15 protein-coding genes are annotated in these 21,804 nt (G+C 72.6%); 5 read left to right on the forward strand and 10 right to left on the reverse strand.

Features of this window, described 5'->3' with window-relative positions:
• Nucleotides 1-65: 65 nt before the first annotated feature.
• The gene (locus tag KUM49_RS18655) at nucleotides 66-1,790 is read left to right on the forward strand and encodes a hypothetical protein (RefSeq protein ID WP_217237979.1); all 1,725 of its coding nucleotides are present in this window, start codon (nucleotides 66-68) and stop codon (nucleotides 1,788-1,790) included.
• A 67-nt stretch (nucleotides 1,791-1,857) separates the two neighbouring features.
• On the opposite strand, the gene KUM49_RS18660 is transcribed toward KUM49_RS18655, so the two are convergent.
• The 9 genes from KUM49_RS18660 to KUM49_RS18700 all read right to left on the reverse strand — a co-directional run bounded on the left by KUM49_RS18660 (nucleotide 1,858) and on the right by KUM49_RS18700 (nucleotide 15,405).
• Nucleotides 1,858-2,499 carry a cutinase family protein gene (locus KUM49_RS18660; protein WP_217237980.1) on the reverse strand — a complete coding sequence of 214 codons (642 nt, stop codon included), beginning with the start codon at nucleotides 2,497-2,499 and terminating at the stop codon, nucleotides 1,858-1,860.
• Nucleotides 2,500-2,858: 359 nt separating this feature from the next.
• Nucleotides 2,859-4,079 carry a helix-turn-helix domain-containing protein gene (locus KUM49_RS18665; RefSeq protein WP_308406657.1) on the reverse strand — a complete coding sequence of 407 codons (1,221 nt, stop codon included), beginning with the start codon at nucleotides 4,077-4,079 and terminating at the stop codon, nucleotides 2,859-2,861.
• Between the two features lie 122 nt (nucleotides 4,080-4,201).
• Nucleotides 4,202-5,146, reverse strand: a complete 945-nt coding sequence (locus tag KUM49_RS18670) for an alpha/beta hydrolase family protein (RefSeq protein WP_217237982.1) — start codon at nucleotides 5,144-5,146, stop codon at nucleotides 4,202-4,204.
• A 21-nt stretch (nucleotides 5,147-5,167) separates the two neighbouring features.
• Entirely contained in the window at nucleotides 5,168-9,253 is a 4,086-nt protein-coding gene (locus KUM49_RS18675; protein ID WP_217237983.1) for a type I polyketide synthase, read from the reverse strand.
• Complete coding sequence (locus KUM49_RS18680; RefSeq protein WP_217237984.1) at nucleotides 9,250-11,007, reverse strand: fatty acyl-AMP ligase; 1,758 nt, start codon at nucleotides 11,005-11,007, stop codon at nucleotides 9,250-9,252. Before KUM49_RS18680 ends, KUM49_RS18675 begins: the two co-directional genes overlap by 4 nt.
• 75 nt (nucleotides 11,008-11,082) lie before the next feature.
• Complete coding sequence (locus tag KUM49_RS18685; RefSeq protein ID WP_374200171.1) at nucleotides 11,083-12,654, reverse strand: acyl-CoA carboxylase subunit beta; 1,572 nt, start codon at nucleotides 12,652-12,654, stop codon at nucleotides 11,083-11,085.
• A 186-nt stretch (nucleotides 12,655-12,840) separates the two neighbouring features.
• Complete coding sequence (locus tag KUM49_RS18690; RefSeq protein WP_254401401.1) at nucleotides 12,841-13,368, reverse strand: hypothetical protein; 528 nt, start codon at nucleotides 13,366-13,368, stop codon at nucleotides 12,841-12,843.
• A 153-nt stretch (nucleotides 13,369-13,521) separates the two neighbouring features.
• Nucleotides 13,522-14,448: a GNAT family N-acetyltransferase gene (locus tag KUM49_RS18695; RefSeq protein WP_217237985.1), complete on the reverse strand. Its 927-nt coding sequence runs from the start codon at nucleotides 14,446-14,448 to the stop codon at nucleotides 13,522-13,524.
• Between the two features lie 177 nt (nucleotides 14,449-14,625).
• Complete coding sequence (locus KUM49_RS18700) at nucleotides 14,626-15,405, reverse strand: carbonic anhydrase (RefSeq protein WP_374200172.1); 780 nt, start codon at nucleotides 15,403-15,405, stop codon at nucleotides 14,626-14,628.
• 223 nt (nucleotides 15,406-15,628) lie between these two features.
• Here KUM49_RS18700 and KUM49_RS18705 point away from each other — a divergent pair, with 223 nt between their 5' ends.
• Nucleotides 15,629-17,188 carry an MFS transporter gene (locus KUM49_RS18705; protein WP_217237987.1) on the forward strand — a complete coding sequence of 520 codons (1,560 nt, stop codon included), beginning with the start codon at nucleotides 15,629-15,631 and terminating at the stop codon, nucleotides 17,186-17,188.
• Nucleotides 17,189-17,572: 384 nt separating this feature from the next.
• Nucleotides 17,573-18,232, forward strand: a complete 660-nt coding sequence (locus KUM49_RS18710) for a YceI family protein (RefSeq protein ID WP_217237988.1) — start codon at nucleotides 17,573-17,575, stop codon at nucleotides 18,230-18,232.
• A gap of 20 nt (nucleotides 18,233-18,252) precedes the next feature.
• Here KUM49_RS18710 and KUM49_RS18715 read toward each other — a convergent pair whose 3' ends face one another.
• Entirely contained in the window at nucleotides 18,253-19,368 is a 1,116-nt protein-coding gene (locus KUM49_RS18715) for an SGNH/GDSL hydrolase family protein (RefSeq protein ID WP_217237989.1), read from the reverse strand.
• Nucleotides 19,369-19,730: 362 nt separating this feature from the next.
• Between KUM49_RS18715 and KUM49_RS18720 the strand changes: the two genes are divergently transcribed.
• Both KUM49_RS18720 and KUM49_RS18725 read left to right on the forward strand, forming a co-directional pair.
• A complete protein-coding gene (locus tag KUM49_RS18720) occupies nucleotides 19,731-21,110 on the forward strand; it encodes a diacylglycerol kinase family protein (protein WP_217237990.1) in 1,380 nt (459 codons plus the stop codon).
• Nucleotides 21,103-21,678: a phosphatase PAP2 family protein gene (locus KUM49_RS18725; RefSeq protein WP_217237991.1), complete on the forward strand. Its 576-nt coding sequence runs from the start codon at nucleotides 21,103-21,105 to the stop codon at nucleotides 21,676-21,678. Before KUM49_RS18720 ends, KUM49_RS18725 begins: the two co-directional genes overlap by 8 nt.
• The last annotated feature ends 126 nt before the right edge of the window (nucleotides 21,679-21,804 follow it).

Raw genomic sequence — 21,804 nt, forward strand, 5'->3', positions numbered from 1 at the left:
GCAAGCCGCTGCGTTCCCGTGAGCACCGCCTGAGCGCACCGTGCTCACGGTCCTACCGTCCGGCTATGAACCTGAGTCGCAGCGAAAAGAGAACATGGCGGAGCGCCGCGGCGGCCGTGCTGCTGATCGCGGGAGTGCTCACGGCCGCCACCCCGAGTGACGCACAGGCGCGCACCGAGCGGACCGAGACGCCGGTGGCGTCGACGTCGCCGGTCACCGGGGTGACCGAGTCGGTGGTGCGGGTGAAGGTGCCGCTGCCCGCGTCCGTGGGGGCCCGTCCGGCGGCGTGCGACTGGCTGTCGTACCTGCGCTACCGCTCCTCCGCCGCACCGGCCGCCTCGGCCGACGCCGACCGGATCCTCGTGGCCCAGCCAGGCATCCTGGAAGGGGCCGGGGCGTTCGACAGCGTCGCCCGCAACACCGTGGCCCGGGCCGCCGAGCAGGGCAGCCACATCGAGTTCTGGGCACTGGACCGCCGCTCCAACTGCCTGGAGGACCGCACCGGCATCGCCTCCGGCGACCAGCACGCGGCCGTCGACTACTACTACCGGGGCAAGCAGGTCGAAGGGCGGACCTTCGGCGGGTACGTCGGCAACGCCCGGCTCGGCTGGATGGCGAAGCTCGGCATCGAGCAGACCGTCCGCGACCAGTACGACCTGCTCGCCGCCGAACTGCCCGACCCGTCGCTGCGCAAGCACAAGGTGCTGTGCGGCGGCCACTCCCTGGGCGGCGTGATCACCGGCTACTTCGCGGCCGCCGACTTCGACGGCGACCGCACCACCACCGCGGATGCCGGCTTCAACCAGTGCGCCGGCTACTTCGCCCTCGACACCACCGTCTCCACCTCGCTGGCCGACCTCAGCGGCAGCATCCCGGACGACACCAACCTGCCCGACGTCGGCCTCGGTCACGGCGCCGTGCAGGCCGGGCTGGACAGCGGGGTGCTGCCCCGCTCCTTGTCCGCTCCGGTGCTGCTCAACCCCGAGACCATGACCGTGCTCGCCATCGCCGGCCTGGGTGCGCTCCGGGACCCCGACGGCGAGGCCGACCTGCCCCGCTACCTGCCGTCGAACGTCAACATCGAGGCCACCAACCGGTTCCTGTTCTCCGAGGACACCGCCACCTTCCTCACCGGCTCACCCGCCGTGGAGGACTTCCGGCTCACCAACGCGGCGATGCTGGGGGCGCTGATGGACGACAACTCCGTACCGCTCGCGTTCCTGCAGAGCAGCGTGGGCTTCTTCGACGGCGGGCCGGTCGTCGACAAGAACTTCCCCGTCGCCAACGGCGGCGACCAGCAGGCGGGCCTGTTCGGCACCGACTACAAGGCCCTCCCCGGCCAGCCGAACGGCCCGCTGTACAGATGGCGTAATTACGACCGTGTCGGCGACCCCGACGACCCCGGAGACCGGTCCGCCGACGGCACGCCGTTCACCTCGGCCGCCAAGGAGGTCACCGACATCCAGGAACTCGCCCGCAGCATGGTCGAACACCCGCTGGACTTCACCGAGCAGTACTTCCCGACCAAGCTGGTCACCGACATCCAGCTGGCGACCTCGCCGCAGGTGAAGCGGCTCGTCGTCCACCCCGAAGGGCTCACCGCCAACCCGACGCTCACCGTGCTCGCGGGCGACGGGCTGCTGGCGGGCCGCGCACCGGCCGACCTGGACCCGGTGATCGCCGAGGGCTACCAGCATCTCGACGTGCTGACGGCGGCGCCCGTACAGAACAGCGGACTGCCCGAGCCCGTCTCCACCCACCTCACGCGCTTCGCGCGCTCGCCCGAATAGAGCCCGACAGGACGACAAGAGTGGGCCCGGGAGGTGATCACCTCCCGGGCCCACCGGCTTGTGCGGCTCAGACCTTGCCGGCGGCGAACGTGGCCGCCTCGTCGGCGTCGTCGCGGTAGCTGAGGTGGGCCCCGGTGTCGCCCCCTCCGGACTCGCAGACGGGGTCGCCCTCTGCGCAGATGTCGAAGGTGCGGCTCTGGTAGGTGCCGGTGACGCTCTTGCCGATGGCCCGGATCGGGTTGCCGAACAGCAGCACGGCGGAGACCTTCGGTTCGAGGGCGGCGGGGATCGTGGCGACGATGGGGCTGCCGACCACCGCACCCGCGCTGCTGATGCCGATCGAGTTGTCGACGACATTCGCGCCCTGCGAATATCCCACCAGAATGAAGCGCTGGTTGGGACATGCGGCCGCTTGGCTTGTGACGCGGTTGACGAGATCCCTGTTGCCCTGCGCGGCCGAGGTCAGGGAAAGGTTCGCGGGATAGTTCACGCTGTAGCTGGACAGGGTTTTGCCGGTGATTTTCCTTTTGAGTTCCGAATACACCGGGTCGCCGACGATGAAGCCGAGCGTGCCCGGCTCGAAGGTGCCTCGGGCCGATACGACCTCGACGTCCGTGCAGGCGGCGGCTGTTGCGGTGGGTGCCGAGACAGTCGCCAGTCCTGCCCCGCCGGCCAATGAGAGCGCGGCGAGGCACAAGCGGATACGCATGGGGAATCCTCCGCGTGCGGGGCGCGGGATGCGCCTGGGAAGTGGAACGCCCCGAACGTATTCGCTTTCCCCAACGGAGTGTTATGCAGAGGATTATGGAATTGTCGCGCCTTTTTGAGCTCTCGTGAGCATGGTTCCCGACGGGTATCTCACCGGCTGTCGGGCGCCTGCTCCCGTAAGGGGTCCTTTCACTATGCCCGTCCGGGTCGCGCGGCCTGGCACCGCACCTCGCCGCGTTGCCGAAACGCCCACGTGGCTCCTCCCCCACGCTCGAACAACCTCGCGCGGGGGGACCCCCATCGCGGCCGCTCCGGCGCCTTGCGATGCACGGCACCAGACCACGCGACCTGATCGGACGCTCATAGTGAAAGGACCCCTAATGCCTCGGCGCGCAATGCCAGCACGAGGTCCAGGCGGCTGTCCGGCTCGTGCAGGGCCTCCCCGAAGAGCTTCTCCAACTGCCTCAGGCGGTAGCGGACCGTCTGCGGGTGGATGTGGAGCCGGGCGGCGACGTCGGGGACGTTGCTGCCGCTGAGCAGCCAGGCGAGCAGGGTCTCGGCGAGCCGGGGGCGCTGCCCGGCCGAGACCGTGTCGAGCGGGGCCAGGACCCGTGCCTGCAAGTGGGCGAGCAGGGGCTCGTCGCCGTGCAGCAGCAGCGTCGACAGGTGGTCGGCGCAGCGCACCACGCCCTGCCGGGGAAGGATCCCGCGGCCCATCAGCGCGAGGGCCCGGCCGGCCCAGCGCAGCGACCGCGCCGCCTCGGTGACGCCGACCGTCGGACCGATCGCGGCCGGTCGTCCGCGCAGCGCGAGGGCGAACGCCCGGCCGCCGAAGCGGCCGGACCCGTCCGGGTCGGGCAACAGCATGCGCGGCGGCCGCGACTCCATGTCCACGAGCGCGCCGGCGGCGGCCAGCGGACGTTCCTCCTCGCGCTGGTCGGGCCCGGCCGCGAGCGCCACGACCGCGACCTGCCGGGGCACCGGCCACCGCGCGCCGTGCGCGAGGTCCTGCACGGTCTCCAGGGACACCGGCCCTTCGCCCAGCAACAGGTCGAGCAGGCGCCTGCGACGCCGTTCCAGCTCGTCCGTGCTGTGCGACCGGGCCTCCGCGTAACCGGCCGCGGCCGCCTCCGCGACCTCGTGCACGGTCTGGAACGCGAGCTCGCCGAGCGCCGACACGGTCGCGGAGTCCAGTCCGAGCTGTTCCGCCGTGCGGCCCATCAGCCGCCAGGCGTGCAGCCCCCCGACGCGCAGCGCCGACTGCAGCGCGTCCAGACTGCGGCCCTCCAGGGCCTCGCCGCGCCCGAGTTCGTAGTACGTGGCGGCGATCGCGTCACTCCGGCCGCGCGGGTCGGCGATGTGGTCGACGAACAGCGTCAACGCCTGCACCACACCGGCTCTGAGATTGCGCCGGTCGTCCCCGTCGGACAGGCGGAGGTACTCGGGCACCTGTCTGCGCACCTCCTCCTCCACCTCGTCGGCGACGGATTCCAGCTGGGCACGCAGCAGTTGGGCGAGATCGGGCGGCACCGGCGGGGCTGTGGGACCGGTCGGCACGCCGTGCGGGACGGGAACGGCCACGACGGACACTCCTTTCACCCGGAAGCGGCTCACCCACGGGCTGTTTCCCATGGGGCGAGTGGGACGTCCCGTGTTGGACGGACGATCCCTGCGCTCCGTTCCGTGCCCCGCCGGCTCCGGCCTCACTCGGGCAGACCCAGCGCACGGGCGAGCATCGGCCACGAGGCGGCGAACTCCCCCTTCCAGTAGGCCCAGCTGTGTCCTCCTCCCGGATAGAAGTGCGTGGTGACCGGGACGCGGTGGCGCGCGAGCGTGTCCGTGAAACTGTGCGCGGAGGGCCACAGCGCGCTCTCCAGCGCCGCCGGCAGCGGATCACCGCTCCCGCCGGCCAGTCCGCTGCCGTTGGAGACGTACAGGGCGGTGCCGCGCAGCCCTTCCGCGCGGGCGCGCGGGTTGAAGTCGCGCCAGGTCAGGAGGTTCAGGATCGGGTTGCCCCACAGGGAGTGGGCCGCCAGGTTCTCGCGGGCCACGATGGCGTCCATGATGTTCGGCACACCGGGCGCCGTGGTGTCGAGGATGCCGCTGTAGGAGGCCGCGGCGGTGAACGCGCCGGGGTGCCGGGCCGCGTGCGCCATGGCCCCGTACCCCCCGGTGGACACCCCGGCCACGGCCCGTACGCCGGAGGCCCGGTAGGCGCTGCGGAGCAGGGCCGGCACCTCCCGCACCTGGAAGGTCTCGTAGTCGGGTCCGTTCCGCCAGGCGGTGGGAATTCCGGTGGGGCCCGCGTCCGGCATCGCGACGATCAGGTTCCGGCCCTCGGCGAAGGCCTCGATGTCCGTCTCCCGGGTCCAGGAGGTGTAGTCGTCGTGGGCGCCGTGCAGCAGGTACAGCACGGGGTACGTCCGGGTCGGCTGCGTGTCGAAATTCGACGGCAGGATCAGCCGCACCGCCGCGCTGCGGCCCAGCGCGGCGGAGTTGACGGACACGTCCAGGGTGCGCGGCCCGAGCCGGGTGGCGGCCCGGGCCTGCCCGGTGGCTGCCCCGGCTCCGAACAGGACGGCCAGTCCCGTGGCGGCGGCCGCCTTGGTGACGGCGCGCCGGGACATGTGGGTGGTGCGGTGGGGCATGGCGGCTCCTCGGATCTCGGTTCAGTTGGTCTGCTCGGCTCCTCCGGCGGCGTACGCCGGTGCGCCGAGCAGCCGCCGAAGGTGTACGGCGATCTCGTCGACGTGCGGCGGATCGAGCAGCGACAGATGGTGTCCGCCCACGGGGACGGCCTCCAGGCGCGAGCACAGCTCGTCCCAGCCCAGCGCCTCGTCGTCCCGTTCGTACGCCGGGTCGCGCACGGTGTGCGGGGCGGGCTCGGTGGCCCGGTACAGCACCACCCGCCCGTCGTAGGTGCCCGGCTGGTGCGCCTCGCCGATCGTCAGGTCCAGGTACGAGGACCGCTGATGCTCCAGCGCCGCCGGGGGCACGTCCACGGCCTCGCGCAGCGCCCGCAGCACGGTGTCGATCCGTTCCGTGTCGTCGTCCGTCGCCACGAGTTCGTCGTACGGCAGCTCCAGCCGGGCACCGTAGGTCTCGGAGACATGCCGGGCGAAGCCCGTGAAGTGGTCGCGGATCCGGTCGGCCCGGGTGCGCCCCGGCCCAGGGAGGGGCCGGACGGAGTCGATGAGCACCACCAGGTCGACGTCCCGCCCGGCGGCGGTCAGTTGCCGAGCGGTCTCCTGGGCGACGAACCCGCCGAAGGACCAACCACCCAGCAGACAGGGCCCGTCGGGGTGGGCGGTGGCGATGGCCTCCGCGTAGCGGCGGGCCTTCTCGGTCACCGTGCGCGCCGTTTCCACCCGCTCCAGCCCGTACACCGGCCGGTCGTCCCCGAGCCGTTCGGCCAGCGCCCGGTAGACGTCGGTCGGACCGCCGGCGGCATGCGCGAGGAAGAGCGGAGGCCCGGAACCGGTGTCCCGCAGTACCCGCAACGGCGAGCCCTCGCCGACCGCCCGCCGGACGCGCCCGGCCGCCTCCTCGACGGTCGCGGTGCCGAGCAGGTCGCGCAGCGGCAGCTCGATCCCGAACTCGCGCTCCACGGCCGTACGGATGCGGACGGCCATCAGCGAGTCCAGCCCGAGGTCCGCCCAGGCGGCGTCCGGCGTGATCCGGGCCGTGGGGTGCCCGGTGACGGCGGCGACGTGGTGGCTGAGCCGGGCGAGCACGGACGCGGACCCGGTGTGCGGAGCGGCGACCGGCGCATCGGCCGCACCGTTCCCGGCGACCGGCGCCCGCGCCGACCTGTTCCCGGCGGCCTCGGGTGCCTGCGCCGACCTCTTGACGGCGGCTACCGGCGCCTGCGCCGGCCCGTTCCCGCGGCTACGGGCGCCGTCCGTCCACCAGTGCCGCACATGCCGCCAGCGCGGTGCCGGCAGGTCGACGACACGGCCGGGCGGCAGGGGCAGAGGTACCCCCGCGGCGTACAGTGCACCGAGCTGCCGCACGAACCCCGCCGAGCCGTCCGCGTCGCGGCGCAGCGTTCCCACGGTGAGGGCGTCGGGCACGGTGTCGACGACGGCCCCCGTCAGCACGGGGTGCGGCGAGATCTCCAGGAAGGTGGTGTGGCCGTCGGCGGCGGCGGCCGCCAACGCCCGGTCCAGACGCACGGGCCGCCGCAGGTTGGCCGCCCAGTGCGCGGCGTCGAACTCGCTGTCCCCGCGCGGGTCGGCCAGCACGGTGGAGTACACCGGAACCCGCGGCCGCCGCCCCTGCACACCGGCCAACGCCTCGGTCAGCTCCGGCAGCAACGGGTCCACCTGCGGTGAGTGTCCGGCGCCCACCACCCGCATGGCCCGCGCCCCCCGGCCTTCCCGCTCCAGCCGGCGGACGAGCCGGGCCACCTCCGCCTCGTCACCGGTGACGACCTTGTGACGCGGCGAGGAGTGCACGGCCACCTGAACACCGGGCAACTCCTCTGCCAGCGCCTCCAGTTCACCGTCTGCCAGGTCCACGACCGCCATGGCGCCGCCGCTCAACCGGCTGAGCAGCCGGGCTCGTACGGCGATCACCCGGGCCGCGTCCGGCACGTCCAGGGCGCCCGCGCACACCGCGGCGGCCACCTCGCCCATGGAGTGGCCGATCACGGCGGCGGGTTCGACACCGTAAGAGCGCCACAGCTCGGCGAGTGCCACCTGAAGCCCGAACAGGACGGGCTGCGCGACCTCCAGGCGGTCCAGGCCGTCACCCGAGGCCAGCCGGTCGTACAGGGACAGGCCGCACTCCGCGGCCAGTTGGGGATCGAGCTTCTCCACGGCGGCCGCGAACGCCGGTTCCTCCTCCAGCAGCCGCCGGCCCATACCGGCCCACTGGCTGCCGTACCCGGAGAAGACCCACACCGGCCCGCGCCCGACGAGGCCACGCTCGCTCATGACGGCCCGCGTATCGCTCCGTCCTGCCGCCAACGCGTCCAGGCCCTCGGCGAGCTCGTCCCGGTCGCGGGCGGCGACGGCGGCCCGTACGGGCCCGCGGCCGGTGCGCCCGGCGAGTGTGCGCGCCACGTCGGCGAGGTGTGCGGCGCGGCCCTCGCCGGTGCGGAGCCAGTCGGCGAGCCGGGAAGCGGTGTCGTGGAGGCGCTCGGTGTCGACGTCGGAGAACGGGTACAGGCGAGCGGCGGGCTCCTGTACGGCGCCGGGCAGCAGGGCTCCGGGCCGCCATTCCTCCAGTACGGCATGGGCGTTGGTGCCGCTGAACCCGAAGCCGGAGACGCCGGCGACGGCCGTGCCGCCGTAGCGGGGCCACGGCTCGGGCTCGGTCACCACCCGCAGGCGTGCGTCGCCCAGGGCGCCCTCGGCGCAGTGCAGGGAGGACGGGATGAGGTCGTGGTGGAGGGCGAGGACCGTCTTCACCAGGCCGGCGATGCCCGCGGCGGACTCCAGGTGGCCGAGGTTGCTCTTGACGGAACCGAGCAGCAGCGGCTGGTCGGGGTCGCGGCCGGCGCCGAGCACGGCATCGAGCGCGCCCGCCTCGATCGGGTCGCCGAGGGGGGTGCCGGTTCCGTGCGCCTCGACGTAGTCGACGCACGCCGGATCGAGCCCGGCCCGGGCGTACGCGCTCCTGAGCACGGCCTGCTGGGCGGCGGGGTTGGGTGCCATCAGGCCGCCCGAGCGGCCGTCGGAGTTGACGGCGGTGGCTCGGATCACCGCCAGCACCCGGTCCCCGTCCCGTTCGGCGTCGGACAGCCGCTTCAGGAGCACCGCCGCGCAGCCCTCGCCGCGGCCGATGCCGTCCGCCGCCGCCGAGAACGGCTTGCACCGGCCGTCCGGCGCCAGCGCCCCGGCCCGCCGGAACGCGACACCGACGGTGGGGGAGAGCAGCAGGTTGACCCCGGCGGCGATCGCGGTGTCGCTCTCGCCGGTCCGCAGGCTGACGCAGGCCTGGTGCAGGGCGACCAGCGAGGAGGAACAGGCGGTGTCGACGGCCACGCTCGGCCCGTGGGTGTCCAGGACGTACGCCAGGCGTCCCGCGGCGACACTCAGGGCCGCACCGGCCGGCGCCCACGGATCGACGGCGGCCGGGTCGGAACCGGTGAGCTGCCCGTACTCCGGGGCGGAGATGCCGACGAAGACGCCGGTGGCGGTGCCCGCCAGGGACGCGGCCGGGACGGCGGCGTGGTCGAGCGCCTCGTGGACGACCTCCAGCAGGATCCGCTGCTGGGGGTCCATCACCGCGGCCTCACGCGGGGTGATGTGGAAGAAGTCCGCGTCGAACCCCGCGACGTCGTCGAGGTAGCCGCCGTACGGGGACGCGTCGGCGGGCGGAAACGCGGTGAAGTCGCGCCACCGGTCCTCCGGCACCCGGCGGATCGCGTCGACGCCCTCGCTCAGCAGCCGCCAGTAGTCGGCCGGCCCGTGCACCCCGCCGGGCAGCCGGCACCCGACCCCGATGACCGCGACGGGCTCACCCGGCGCCACCGTGGGAGCCACGGGAAGCGGGGTGCTCTCCTCCGCCCAGCCGCACAGACGGGACACCAGCGCCTCGCCGGTCGGCGTCTCCCACAGCAGGGTGGAGGGCAGTTCGCGACCGAGCACGTGCGACAGCTCCCCGGCCAGGGCGACCGCGTCCCTGGAGGACATGCCGAGGTCGGCGAGCGGCCGGTCCATGGGGACGTTCTCGGGAGCCATGTCGTTCCAGACGGCCACCCGCTCGGCGATCAGCCGGCGCAGCGCGGCCTCGTCGACGGCCGTCATCGCGCGCCCTCCGCCGCCCCGACGGGCCGCCCGTAGGCGCCCTCCAGGTAGCGCGTCCGCGTGAGCGCCCGCGACACCTTGCCGCTCGACGTACGCGGCACGGTTCCCGGCGCCACGAGCACCACGTCCGCGGGCCGCAGACCGTGCCGCACCGAGACCGCGGCGCGCACCGCGCGCACCAGAGCCGGTACGTCGAGCGCGTCGAGGTGCGCCGTGCGCGCGTGCTCGGCCACGACCACGACCCGCTCGCCCTCGGGACCGGGCACGGGGAAGGCGGCGAGCCGGTCCCGGCGCACCGCCGGATGCGCCTCCTGGGCCGTGGCCTCCACGTCCTGCGGATAGTGGTTGCGCCCGTCGACGACGATGAGGTCCTTCAACCGTCCGGTGACCACCAGCTGTCCGTCCAGGACCGTCCCCAGATCGCCGGTGCGCAGCCAGCGGCCGCCGGCCCCGGGACCGGCCGTCTCGCCGCCGAAGACGTCCCGGGACTCCGCGGCCCGGTTGCGGTAGCCGCGGCCGACGTTGGGTCCCTGCACCCGTATCTCGCCGACCTCGCCCTCCGGCAGGACGGCATCCGTCGCGGGGTCGGTGATCCGCACCCGCTGCCCCGCCGGGGTTCCGCAGCCGGCCAGCAGCACGGCTCTGGGATCGTCCGGCCGCGCGGGCAGGGCCTTCCCGGCGGCGAGGGCGTCCCGGTCCAGAGCGAACCGCCGCAGCGGCTCACCGGGCCGGGCGGCACTGACGAACACCGTCGCCTCGGCAAGCCCGTACGAGGGACAGTGACGGTCCGGCGGCAGCCCGCGCTCGGCGAACGCGGCGTGGAAGCGGTCGACGGTGCCGGGGCGCACCGGCTCGCTCCCGTTGATCAGCGCGGCCACGCCGTCCAGCCGCAGATCGGCCTTCTGTTCGGCCGTGACGGCGGCGGCGCAGTAGTCGTAGGCGAAGTTGGGCGCGGCGGTGAGCGCCCGGGGATGCGCGGCCAGCAGGCGCAGCCAGCGCACCGGCTGGTGCAGGAACGCCGCCGGGTCCATGAGCACCGACAGCAGTCCCCGCACGACGGGAGCGGCCACACTCAGTACCAGCCCCATGTCGTGGTACAGCGGCAGCCAGCCGACACAGGTCACCGGGTGCGCGTCGGCACGGTAGGCGGTCAACGCCTGCCGCGCGTTGGCGACGACGTTGCCGTGCGTGATCTCCACGCCCGCCGGCGCCCGCGTCGATCCGGAGGTGTACTGCAGATAGGCGACCGCCTCCGGGTCGACGGCGACCGGCCGGAAGTGCTCGGCGGCGGCGTCGGCGACCTGGTCCGCGCCGACGATGCGCAGGGACGGGTCCGCGCAGAACTCCCGTACGGCCTCCACTTCGCGCCGGGTGGTCACCACGACCGTGGGGAAGGCGTCGGCCAGCACGCCCGCGAGCCGGTCGGCGTGCCCCGGCAGGCCGGGCGGATACAGCGGTACGGCGACCATCCCGGCGGCCAGGGCCGCCAGGAACCCGGTGACGTACTCGACGCCCTGCGGGCACAGCAGCGCCACCCGCGCCCCCGGTTCGGCCTCCTCGGCGAGCCGGGCGGCGAGCGCCCGTACCCGCAGGTCCAGGCGTCGCCAGGTCAGGGTGCGGTGCACGCCGCGCGAGTGCGGGGCGGGATGTTCGACGAAGGTGAAGGCCCGTCGGTCGGGGGCGGCTTCGGCCCAGTGCCGCACGTACTCCGGCAGGGTCCGGCACGCGGGCGTGAGCGGGGGGCGGTTGTCCATCAGGGGAGTGGCTCCTCACGTCGCGGAAGCGTCTTGCGGGGCGGAGGCGTTGCGCGGTGGAACGGGCCGGGAGACTCAGAGCGGGATGTTGCCGTGCCGTCGCTGCGGCATCGGTGCCCGTTTGCCCCGCAGGGCGCGCAGGGCGCGGCAGATGTGGGCGCGGGTCTCGCGCGGCGCGATGACGGCGTCGACGTATCCGCGTTCGGCGGCCAGATAGGGGGTGCCGTAGGTGCTCTCGTACGTGGCGACGAGCCGGGCGCGTAGCGCCTCGGGATCGTCCGCGGCGGCGAGTTCACGCCGGTGCAGCACCCCCACCGCCCCCTCCGCGCCCATGACGGCGATCCGCGCGGTGGGCCAGGCGAGGTTGACGTCGGCGCCCAGATGCTTGGAACCCATGACCGCGTAGCCGCCCCCGTACGCCTTGCGTACGACCACGGTCACCTTGGGAACGGTCGCCTCGGCATAGGCGTACAACAGCTTGGCGCCCCTCCGGATGATCCCGCCCCGCTCCTGCCGCACACCGGACAGATAGCCCGGCACGTCGGCGAAGGTCAGCAGCGGGATGCCGAACGCGTCGCAGAACCGCACGAAGCGCGCGGCCTTCTCGGAGGCGTCGATGTCGAGCACCCCGGCCGAATGCAGCGGCTGGTTGGCGACGACCCCGACCGAACGGCCCTCGACCCGGGCCAGCGCACAGATGATGTTCGGCGCGAACAGCTCCTGCACGTGCAGGAGTTCACCGTCGTCCACGACCGCCCGCAGGATGTCCCGCATGTCGTAGACCTGCCCGAGCCGGTCGGGGACGACCTCGTCGAGCCAGTCGGCGGCGGGCGCGGACCCGGGTGCGTACTCGGGGGGCCGTTCGAGGTTGTTGGCGGGCAGGTACGACAGCAGTTCCCGTACGGTCTCCAGGGCGTCGCCCTCGTCGGCGGCGAGGAAGTGCGCATTGCCGTTGACGGCGTTGCTGGCACGGGCGCCGCCCAGGTCCTCGGCGGTGGTGCGCTCGCCGGTCACGGCCTCGATGACGTCGGGCCCGGTGACGAACATGTGCGAGGCGCCGTCCACCATCACCGTGAAGTCGGTGATGGCCGGCGAGTACGCGGCCCCGCCCGCGCACGGCCCCAGCACGACCGAGAGCTGCGGGATCACCCCGGACGCCTGCACGTTGCGGCGCACCAGCTCGGCGTAGAGGGCGAGCGAGGCGACGCCCTCCTGGATGCGGGCGCCGCCGGAGTCGTTGAGCCCGACGACCGGACAGCCGGTCTTCAGGGCCAGGTCCATCAGGGCGACGGTCTTCTCACCGAAGGCCTCGCCCATGCTGCCGCCGAAGACGGTGGAGTCCTGGGCGAACACGCACACCGGTCGGCCGTCGACCGTGCCGTGCCCGGTGACGACGCCGTCACCGTAGGGGCGGTGTCCCCCTCCCTCGGCGAAGCGGGCCCGGACGAACTGTCCCGTCTCGGTGAAGGAGCCCGCGTCGAGCAGCCGGTCGATCCGCTCCCGGGCCCCGAACTCCCCGCGTCTTCTCGCGCCGCCCGGCGCGACCGCCGTCGCTCGGCGGCGTTCCAGGTCGGCGACCCGGTCGACGGTTCGGTCGGGTGTGCACGCCGTCTCCGCTGCCTGGGGTGTCGTCACCTCTGTCGTCACAGCCACCTCCGAAGTCGCCTCCGAATATGGCAGCGACCGGAGGGAGGTCCGGGCGGATCGGCGGTGCGTTTGCCTGAGGTGAGTGCGGCGCGACGCCGCTTAGTCCCGGAGTGACAAGCGGTCGCCGGCGAGGCCGCCACCCTGCGCACGAGTGGCGGCCTCGGCCGGTATCGCGTCGGGCACGGGTCAGGCCGTGTTCCCGGCCGTCCTGGTGCGGCGCGCCGCGTACAGACCGCCGCCGGCGATTGCCAGGACGGCCAGCCCGCCGGCGGTCACACCCGGCGAGGCAAGCGCGCCGCCTCCGGTGTGCATCCCGCCATGGGGCTTGTCGTGGCCGCCCTTGTCGTGGCCGCCCTTGGCGTGGCCGCCGTTGTACGAGTCCTTGTAGATCTCCGGGTCGTGCTTGGTGTTCTTGTACGCCTCCGTGCCGTCCTTGCCGCTCCGGTAGGTCTCAGGGTCGTGCTTGGGGTCCCGTGCCGTGCCCCACTCCTCGTCGTCCGCCACGGTCAGCGCGCCGCCACCGGTGTGCATGCCACCGCGTGGCGCGTCGTGCCTGCCGTCCTTGCCGTGCTCCTTGTTGTATGAAGAGCTTTCATGACTGTCCGAGGACTTCTCGTGGCCCCAGTCACCCCCGTCCGCGTGGGCGCCGGGTGCGGAGATCCCGACGACCGCCGCGGCCGCCGCCGCGGCCAGGAGCATGCGTGTAGAGCGCATCTGCATTCCTTCCGCCTCGGCCGGGACAGCTGCCACTTCGTCAGCCGACGTGACCCGACCTCGACGTGATCCACCGTCAGTCAGCCCCGGGGATCCCACCACTCCAGAGGCTCACTCGGGCGAACGGCGCGGTCACCCGCACCGGTGCCCGCCTCACGTGAGGGTCACTTCCCAGGTGTCGACGGCGTAGTGCACGCTCATGCCGTTGCGCGCGTACAACTCGGGCGCCCCGGTGGCGTTGGCGGTGTCCACGCCGAGTCCCACGGCGTCCCGTCCCCGCCCGGCGAAGGCGGCGAACGCGTGCCGCAGCAGGAACCCGCCCAGCCCTCGCCCCCGGGCCTCGCGCAACACGCCGATGCTGCGGATCCAGCCCATGGCCTCGCGGTCGTCACGGGCGATCAGGAACCCCACGTCCCCGAGGTCGTCGGTGCTGACGACGAACACCAGCGACCAGTCGAGCCTCTCGCCGTCGACGTCGTGCAGCCACGGGCCGTACGCGCGCTGCTGGAAGTCGAAATGCCCGGCGAACGAGACCTGGTACAGCTCGTGCACGCGCATCCGGTCCGACTCGGTCTCGCAGAACCGCACCCGCACCCCGGCGGGCGCCGTCGGCGGCAGCGCCTCGCCAGGACCGAGGGCCCGCCGCAGCACGTGATACCGCCGCACGACCGTCCACCCCCGCGCGCGGAGCAGCCCGGTGTCCACCGTGGGCGCCACGTTGAGATGCAGATGCACCACGGCCCGCTCGGCACCGTTCGCACGCGCCTTGTGCAGCGCCCTGACCTGCATCGCGTCCAGGATCCGCGCCCCGGCCGACTGGTGATCGGGCAGCACATAGTGATCGGCGTCGATGCGTTCGCCCTTCGACTCGTCCCACAGCAGCCCGTACGCCACCAGCCGCTCCCCGTCGAAGGCCAGCCAGGAGTCGCGCCCGAGATCGGTCTCCGGATGCCTGAGATCGGCTTCGACCGTGTGCAGGTCGGTCTCCTCCCGGCCGATCTCCAGCACGTCGACCGCGTTGAGCAGACCGGTGATGACCGGGGCGTCGGCGAGTGAGGCGGGGCGCAGCAGAGAGGACATGGGGTCAGGGTCCGGGGGAGGAGGGGCCGCCGCAACGGATTTTCGGGGGCGGCGTGCCACTGCGCCGTCTGCCGTGAAAAGGATGGGTGGACGCCCAGGGGCGGACACCGCCGCAGCGCCTCGCACCCGGCGTTCGCGGCGCGCGGACCGTGAGGCCCGCGCGCCGGCGTGTGGTGGTCAGGCGATGTGGTGGACGACCTGGTTGGTCAGTTCGTAGCGGGCGCCCACGATGGCCAGCTGACCGGCGTTCACCTTGGCGGCGAGGTCCGGCTCGGCGGCGAGCCGGGTGCGGACGGCCCGGATGTTGGCGTCGATGGTGGAGTCGACGCGGGCGTCGCCGTCCTTGGTGCGGTCGATGTTCGGCGCTATCTGGTCGGCCAGATACTGGATGTGGGCGGGCAGTTCCTCGCCGGAGGTGTCCGCCTGGACGGCGGCCTTCACGGCGCCGCACGACTGGTGGCCCAGCACCAGGACCAGCGGGATCTGCAGTTCGAGGACGCCGTACGCGACGCTGCCGAGCACGGCCTCGTCCAGGACCTCCCCGGCGGTGCGCACGGTGAGCAGATCACCGAGGCCCTGGTCGAAGACGAGCTCCGGCGGCACCCGGGAGTCGACGCACCCGAGGATGACGGCGAAGGGATGCTGACCCGACGCCACGGTCTGCCGGACGGTGGGGGTCTCGTCCGGGTGCTTCTCCCGGTAGGTGCTCCAGCGGGCGTTGCCCGCCGCCAGTGCCCGCAGGGCTTCCTCGGGAGTGCTGGGACGACGGCTCGTGCCGCGGCTCGCCGCCGAGGCGGGGATCGCGGCCAGGGTGACGCCGGTCCCGAGGGCCGCGGCCCCGGACAGCCCGGCGCGCAGGAAGCCGCGACGGGCGGGACGGGACGCGGCGAACCGTGCGCGGGCAGAGGTGGCCGACTGCTGGCCGGAGGGTCTGAGGGGGGTGTCTTCGCTCTTCACGGAGAGGAACGTACGTCCGAGTCGGAGGTTGATCCGCCGCGTTACCCAACCATGGCCGGACGGGGGGAAATCATCAGCGGATCTTGGTCTCCTCTTGGCGCTACCCATCGCTTACCTTGACCTGCCGGGCGGCCCGTGATGCGGAGCAGGCGTTTCCCGTGTGCCGCGCGCGAACTCGGGCAGCAGCTGTGACGTGCGCCGGACGATCGGCGCGGTACAGGTCATGTCGGGAGAAAGGCGCACCGTGGTCGAGGCGAAGCCCGAGGGGCAGTCCCATCCGCCGGGCAGGGGAAACATCCCGAAATCCGTCGCGAACCTGCCGCGTCAGGTCCGCGACGAGCTGACCCGACGACTCCGCCGGAACAAGGGTGCCTTCCGCGAAGAGGACGTCCAGGTCGTCGAACGGCCGTTGCTGAAGCGTGCGGTCGGTGCCTCCGCGCTCGGCAACTGCATGGAGTGGTTCGACTTCGGCGTCTACAGCTACCTCGCCGCCACCATCGGCAAGGTGTTCTTCCCGGACGCCTCACCGGCCGCCCAGGTGGTCTCCTCCTTCGCGACCTTCGCCGCGGCGTTCGTCGTCCGGCCCCTCGGCGGCCTCGTCTTCGGCCCGCTGGGCGACCGGATCGGCCGGCAGAAGGTGCTCGCCACCACCATGATCATGATGGCGGCCGGCACCTTCGCCATCGGCCTGATCCCCAGTTACGACACCATCGGCATCGCGGCCCCGGTGCTCCTGCTGCTCGCCCGCATGGTCCAGGGATTCTCCACCGGCGGCGAGTACGGCGGCGCCACCACCTTCGTCGCCGAGTACTCCCCAGACCGTCGCCGCGGCTTCCTCTCCAGCTGGCTCGACTTCGGCACCTTCACTGGCTACGCCCTCGGCTCCGCCCTGGTCACGGTCCTGAACCTGCTGCTCAGCGATGCCGAGATGGTCTCCTGGGGCTGGCGCCTGCCGTTCCTGATCGCCGGGCCGCTCGGCGTCATCGGCCTCTACATGCGGCTCAAGCTGGAGGAGTCCCCGGCGTTCCAGCAGCAGTTGGACGAACACGAGAAGAACCTCGCCCAGGAGTCGGCGGGCGGCGAGCTGCGCACCATCGTCAAGGACCACTGGCGGCCGCTGCTGATCTGCATGGGCCTCGTGCTGCTCTACAACGTGACCAACTACATGGTCACCGGGTTCCTGCCCACCTATCAGACGGAGACGCTGCACCGCTCCAGCGGCTCCGCCGACGTCCTGGTGCTGATCGGCATGGTGTGGATCGTGCTGCTGATCACCTTCATCGGGCGGTTCAGCGACCGCGTCGGCCGACGGCCCGTCTACGCCGTCGCGGCCGCCGCGATGATCGTCCTCGCCGTCCCGTCCTTCCTCCTCATCAAGGCGGACGGAACCTGGCCGCCGATCCTCGGCGTACTGATCCTCTCCACCCTGCTGGCCTGCTTCGCCGCTCCGAGCGCCGCCACCCTGCCCGCCCTGTTCCCGACCGCCGTCCGCTACGCCGCCATGGGCATCGGCTTCAACTTCGCCGTCGCCGCCTTCGGCGGAACCACCCCGCTGGTGACCGAGGCGCTGGTCAGCGTCACCGGCAATGACCTCGTCCCGGCCTACTACCTGATGGTGGCCGGTGTCATCGGCCTGGTGACGGTGAAGTTCCTGCCGGAGAGCGCCCAGGTCCCCCTCAACGGCTCACAGCCGATGGTCGGTTCGCGGGAGGAGCAGCGGGAACTGATCAGCACCTCCACGGACCTGTACCGCGTCGAAGGCCGGCACACCGGGGTCCGCTGACGACACGGTGGGTGCGGGGCCGGTCGCGGCGGGCATGATGTGCACTGCATTTGAGACAACCTGACGTGAGAAGAGATGCAGACTTCTTCCGGGTCGGTCGCAGAATGCGAACACCGGACATTTACGAAGACTTCGAGGTCCGCACCCTCGTCGGAGCGGACCAGAGGTTTTCGAGACGTTCGGACCGAGAAGTCGTGGAAGAGTGGGCCGACTTGCGGTCGGCTCATTCCCTTCCGTTTCTTTGCAGCCTGATGGTGAATGTGTGGAGTTTTCGTTCGCCGGACATGCCGAGAAGGTGCGCAGATGGTGCGGTAAGGCTCCGAAAAGCTCCGGCGCCCGATGCGGGCTTGCGACAACATCCCTTGTGCAGTACTTAGGTGAATCATGAATTTGTTCAGCCGTGGCACCTCGTTCCGCCGCCCGGAGTCCGCTGCGGCTCCCCAGCACTCCACCGCGTCACAGGCCGCCGCCTCCGCGGTTCTTCCGGATCCCGCCCTGGCGCATCTCACCGGGGAATGGGTCATCGACCCCGCGCACAGCAGGATCGGCTTCTCCGTCCGGCATGCGATGGTGACCACGGTGCGCGGAGCCTTCACGGAATACCAGAGCCGCCTGTACTTCGACGGCCGTGACCCGGCCCGCTCGCAGGCCGAAATCATCCTGAACACCGCCAGCGTCGACACGGGTGTGGAACAACGGGACGCCCACCTGGTCGGTCGCGACTTCCTGGACGCCAGGAACCATCCGCGCATGCGCTTCACCAGTACCGCCGTGCACCTCGCGCGCCCCGACGTCTACCGCATGACCGGCGACCTCACCATCAAGAACAGCACCCGCCCCGTCGTCCTGGAACTCACCTACATAGGCCACGTCATCGACCCCTTCGGATACGAGCGGGTCGGCTTCGACGGCACCACCACCATCAACCGCTCCGAATGGGGCCTGACCTACAGCACGAAACTGGCCGAAGGCGGGGCCATGGTGAGTGAGAAGGTGCGTCTCCAGTTCGACATCGCCGCGATCCGTACGCCACCTGTCGGCTGACGCACCGTTGCGCCGTCCGGTCACCAGCGCAGCGGGAGGCCGGCGAGGTGGTCGTCGAGCAGACCGGAGACGATCCGGTGGTCCGCGACGGAGGGGTGCCAGTCGCAGCCGAGGAAGTCCAGGCCGGGATCGTCGTAGTACCAGTGGCGGACCCGGCCGTCGCCCCGCCGGTTGCGTTCCTGGACGATGTGCCGGGTGGCCTGCGCGAACGCGGTGGTGCGGGAGAGGCGGGTGGCGCTGACCACGATGAAGGTCCTGGGGCCGTACCGGGCGCGCAGCTTGTCGAGGAAGCCCTGGTAGGCGGCCTTGTAGGCGGCGACCAGACCGTCCTCCGTGGTCCAGCGCTCGCCTGGATTGAGGGGCGTGGAGAAGTCGTTGATGCCCAGACCGACCACCACGACCTGGGGCCGCCAGGTGCCGGGAGGCGACCAGACGTCGCCCTCGACGTTCAGCAGGGCCCGGTCGTAGTACGTGCGGAAGTCGGAGTCGGGGCTGCTGCCGTTGTAGTTGCGGACCATGCCTCGGCCGGAGAACGCGTTGATCTGGTAGTCGGCGTCGAGGCCCCGGGCGGTGAGGGCGCCGAAGGCGAGGTCGGCGTTGCTGTTCCGGTTCACTCCTCCGTTGCTCGAACAGTCGCGCGTGCCCGAGACGTTGCCGTAGCCGACGGTGAAGGAGTCACCGATGAACTCGATCTGTCGGCTGCGCGCCCGGGGTCTGGGGAGGATCGCGCCGCCGGAAGCGGCGATGAACCCGCCGAACCGGCCCACGGCCCACGGGCTTTCGGTGCGCTTGACGAGCCGCACCCGGTGCTCGGTGTCCAAGAGGCCGTCGACCCAGGAGACGGTCCGGCCCGGGGTCACCAGCGTGCCGTGGGTGCGTCCGTCGATCTGGACGTCGTAGTCGTTGTCCGAGTCGTCGAGGACGATGCCGACACCGGTGCCGCGGAACCGGCCCTCGAAGGAGATGCCGGGCCAGGTGTACTGCACGAATCCGTCGGCGGCGCTCTTGACCCGGCCCGCAGTGTGGTATCGGGTCCGCGCGCCGGTTGCCCGCGCGGGAGCCGCGACGGCGGTGACGACGCCCGCGGCGGCGGCCGTGACCAACGTCCTCCGGGATAAGCGACCAGGCGTGTGCATGGGGCCTCCTTGACCGAGTCGAGACGATCCGCGCTTCATGGGAGCGCTCCCACTTTTCGGGTGCTATCGAAGGTGGCCGTCACACACGCCACCGTCAACCCCTCGCGAACACATCTTCACCGTCCCGGACGAGCGGCCCGGAGCCCGGCGGCCGGCGGCCTCCGTGAGATCGTTGGCCCGCCGACCGAGGAGATGCCGGCTCACCCGCTCGCGCGGACGCCGGTGTCGCTGTGCCGGGATGCGGCGCTGGTCGGCCGTGACGACCATGGAGGGAGAGTCAGGGCAGGGCACCGAAGCAGGCAGGGAGACCGATGACACCGCGCACGCGGGAGACGGGAACCCGAGGGCCCGCCCGACGCATCATGAACGCGACCCGAACGACGAGCGAGGCGGAGCCGGACGGCTCCGACAGACACGAGGGGCCGGCGCGAGCCCTGGCCCGGCTCGCCCTGCTGTGCGTTGCCGGTGCCGTCGCGGCCGTGGTGGCCGGCGCCGGCCAGTGGTTGATCCTGCTGGTCGGCCTGGCCGGACTCGCCCTGGCCGGCGCCGGCGTGTGGTGGGCCCTCGCACACCGGGGAGTCGCGCGCCTGCTCGGCGCCCTGCTGGCCCTGGCCGCTCCGCTGGGCGTCCTGGCCCTGTACGCCGTGTCCGGCCTGTGGGTGGTGGCGGTGGCCGCGCTCGGCTCGTGGGTGGCGGCGCTGGCCTGCGCGAGGAGCGCGCTGCGCCGCCTGCGGACGCCGCACGGCATGCGCTCCCGTTCGGCCCGGCCGCCCCGGCGACCCGTACTGATCATGAACCCGCGGTCCGGGGGCGGGAAGGTCGGACAGCACGGGCTGGTGGAGCGTGCCGAGGCACTGGGCGCCCGGGTGATACTGCTCGACCTCGACGCCGACCCGGATCCGGTGGCTGTGGCCCGACGGGCCGTGGCCGAGGGCGCGGATCTGCTCGGCGTGGCCGGCGGTGACGGTACGCAGGCCCTGGTGGCGGGAGTGGCGGCCGAGCACGGGCTGCCGTTCGTGGTCCTGGCCGCCGGGACCCGCAACCACCTCGCCATGGACCTGGGCCTGGACCGCGAGGATCCGGCGAGCGGGCTGTACGCCCTCTCGGACGGCGTGGAACTCAGCGTCGACCTGGGTGACGTGGCCGGACGGCCGTTCGTCAACACGGTCTCGTTCGGCGCGTACGCGGAGATCGTGCAGAGCCCCGACTACCGGGACGCCAAGGCGGCCACCGCGCTCGAACAGTTGCCGGACCTGCTGGTCGGCGACGCCGGCACGACCCTGGACGTCCAGGCCGACGACGCCCGTCTGCACGCCCCGCAGACCCTGCTGGTGAGCAACAACCCCTATGGACGGGCCGATCCCCTCGGCGGCGGACGAAGACCGCGGCTCGACGGCGGCATGCTGGGTGTGATCGCGATCCGGGTGGACAGCGCCGCGCAGGCCGCCGAACTGGCGCTGCGCGGCGAACGGGCCAGCAGCATCACAGCGCTGACGTCGTGTCGCGTGGTCGTCGAGGCCGACGAGGACCTCATCCCCGTGGCCGTCGACGGCGAAGCGCTCACCCTGCGCCCTCCGGTGGTCTGCACGGTGCGTCCCGGCGCACTGCGCGTCCGCGTGCCCAGGCAGCGTCCCGGCGCCGCGTACGTCGCCCCGTCCGTCGACTGGCGGCGCGTGGTCCACCTCGCGCTCGGCCACACCCCCCTTCCGTCCCGCAAGAACCAGGAGCAGAGCGATGCTTGACCGCCCGCTGCCGGAACATCGCGCCCAGCGAGGCCTGATGCGTGATCTCGCCGCCCTCGACCAGGCGCTCTACGAGGCCGTGACGGTCACCCAGACGCCCACGCTCGACTCCGCCCTGCGGCGGCTGTCCGCGGCGGCGGACCACTCCAAGATCTCCTTCGTGGTCGCCGGGTTCCTCGCGCTGCGTCCCGGCCGGTCGCGCCGCGCCGCTGCCCTCGGCGTCGCCGCCGTCGGCGTCGCCTCGACGACCGCCAACCTGCTCGGCAAGCGTCTGGTCCGTCGGCCACGGCCCCACCGCGCCGAGGACTCGCCGTTTCCCGGCAGGCACGTGCCCATGCCGGAGTCCGCGTCCTTCCCCTCGGGCCACACGGCCTCGGCCGTCGCCTTCGCGGCGGCCGTCGGGCCCGCGTTCCCGGCCGCCACGGTTCCCCTCGGCCTGCTGGCCTGCGCGGTCGGCTACTCGCGGATCCACACCGGCGTGCACTACCCGGGCGACGTCGTCGCCGGCGCCGTCCTGGGAACCGGGGCGGCGGCCGCGGTCCTCGCCGCCGCCCGCTGGGACGACTGAGCGAAGACGCGCCGCGGGCCACTGTGCCGAGGGGCGGACCGCTCGACGGCCCGAGGGCGAGGCAGTGAGCGCGCCGTTCGCGTGGAGGCACGGATGCCTAGTGTGCGGAGCGCAACCTCCGGGCGG

This window comes from Streptomyces sp. AC555_RSS877 (genome assembly GCF_019049245.1).
In the GTDB taxonomy this organism is placed as follows: Bacteria; Actinomycetota; Actinomycetes; order Streptomycetales; family Streptomycetaceae; genus Streptomyces.

Coding starts and splice junctions, on each gene's coding strand:
- KUM49_RS18655 (WP_217237979.1), top strand. CDS start 66: ATGAACCTGAGTCGCAGCGAAAAGAGAACATGGCGGAGCGCCGCGGCG.
- KUM49_RS18660 (WP_217237980.1), bottom strand. CDS start 2,499: ATGCGTATCCGCTTGTGCCTCGCCGCGCTCTCATTGGCCGGCGGGGCA.
- KUM49_RS18670 (WP_217237982.1), bottom strand. CDS start 5,146: ATGCCCCACCGCACCACCCACATGTCCCGGCGCGCCGTCACCAAGGCG.
- KUM49_RS18675 (WP_217237983.1), bottom strand. CDS start 9,253: ATGACGGCCGTCGACGAGGCCGCGCTGCGCCGGCTGATCGCCGAGCGG.
- KUM49_RS18680 (WP_217237984.1), bottom strand. CDS start 11,007: ATGGACAACCGCCCCCCGCTCACGCCCGCGTGCCGGACCCTGCCGGAG.
- KUM49_RS18690 (WP_254401401.1), bottom strand. CDS start 13,368: ATGCGCTCTACACGCATGCTCCTGGCCGCGGCGGCGGCCGCGGCGGTC.
- KUM49_RS18695 (WP_217237985.1), bottom strand. CDS start 14,448: ATGTCCTCTCTGCTGCGCCCCGCCTCACTCGCCGACGCCCCGGTCATC.
- KUM49_RS18705 (WP_217237987.1), top strand. CDS start 15,629: ATGTCGGGAGAAAGGCGCACCGTGGTCGAGGCGAAGCCCGAGGGGCAG.
- KUM49_RS18710 (WP_217237988.1), top strand. CDS start 17,573: ATGAATTTGTTCAGCCGTGGCACCTCGTTCCGCCGCCCGGAGTCCGCT.
- KUM49_RS18715 (WP_217237989.1), bottom strand. CDS start 19,368: ATGCACACGCCTGGTCGCTTATCCCGGAGGACGTTGGTCACGGCCGCC.
- KUM49_RS18720 (WP_217237990.1), top strand. CDS start 19,731: ATGAACGCGACCCGAACGACGAGCGAGGCGGAGCCGGACGGCTCCGAC.
- KUM49_RS18725 (WP_217237991.1), top strand. CDS start 21,103: ATGCTTGACCGCCCGCTGCCGGAACATCGCGCCCAGCGAGGCCTGATG.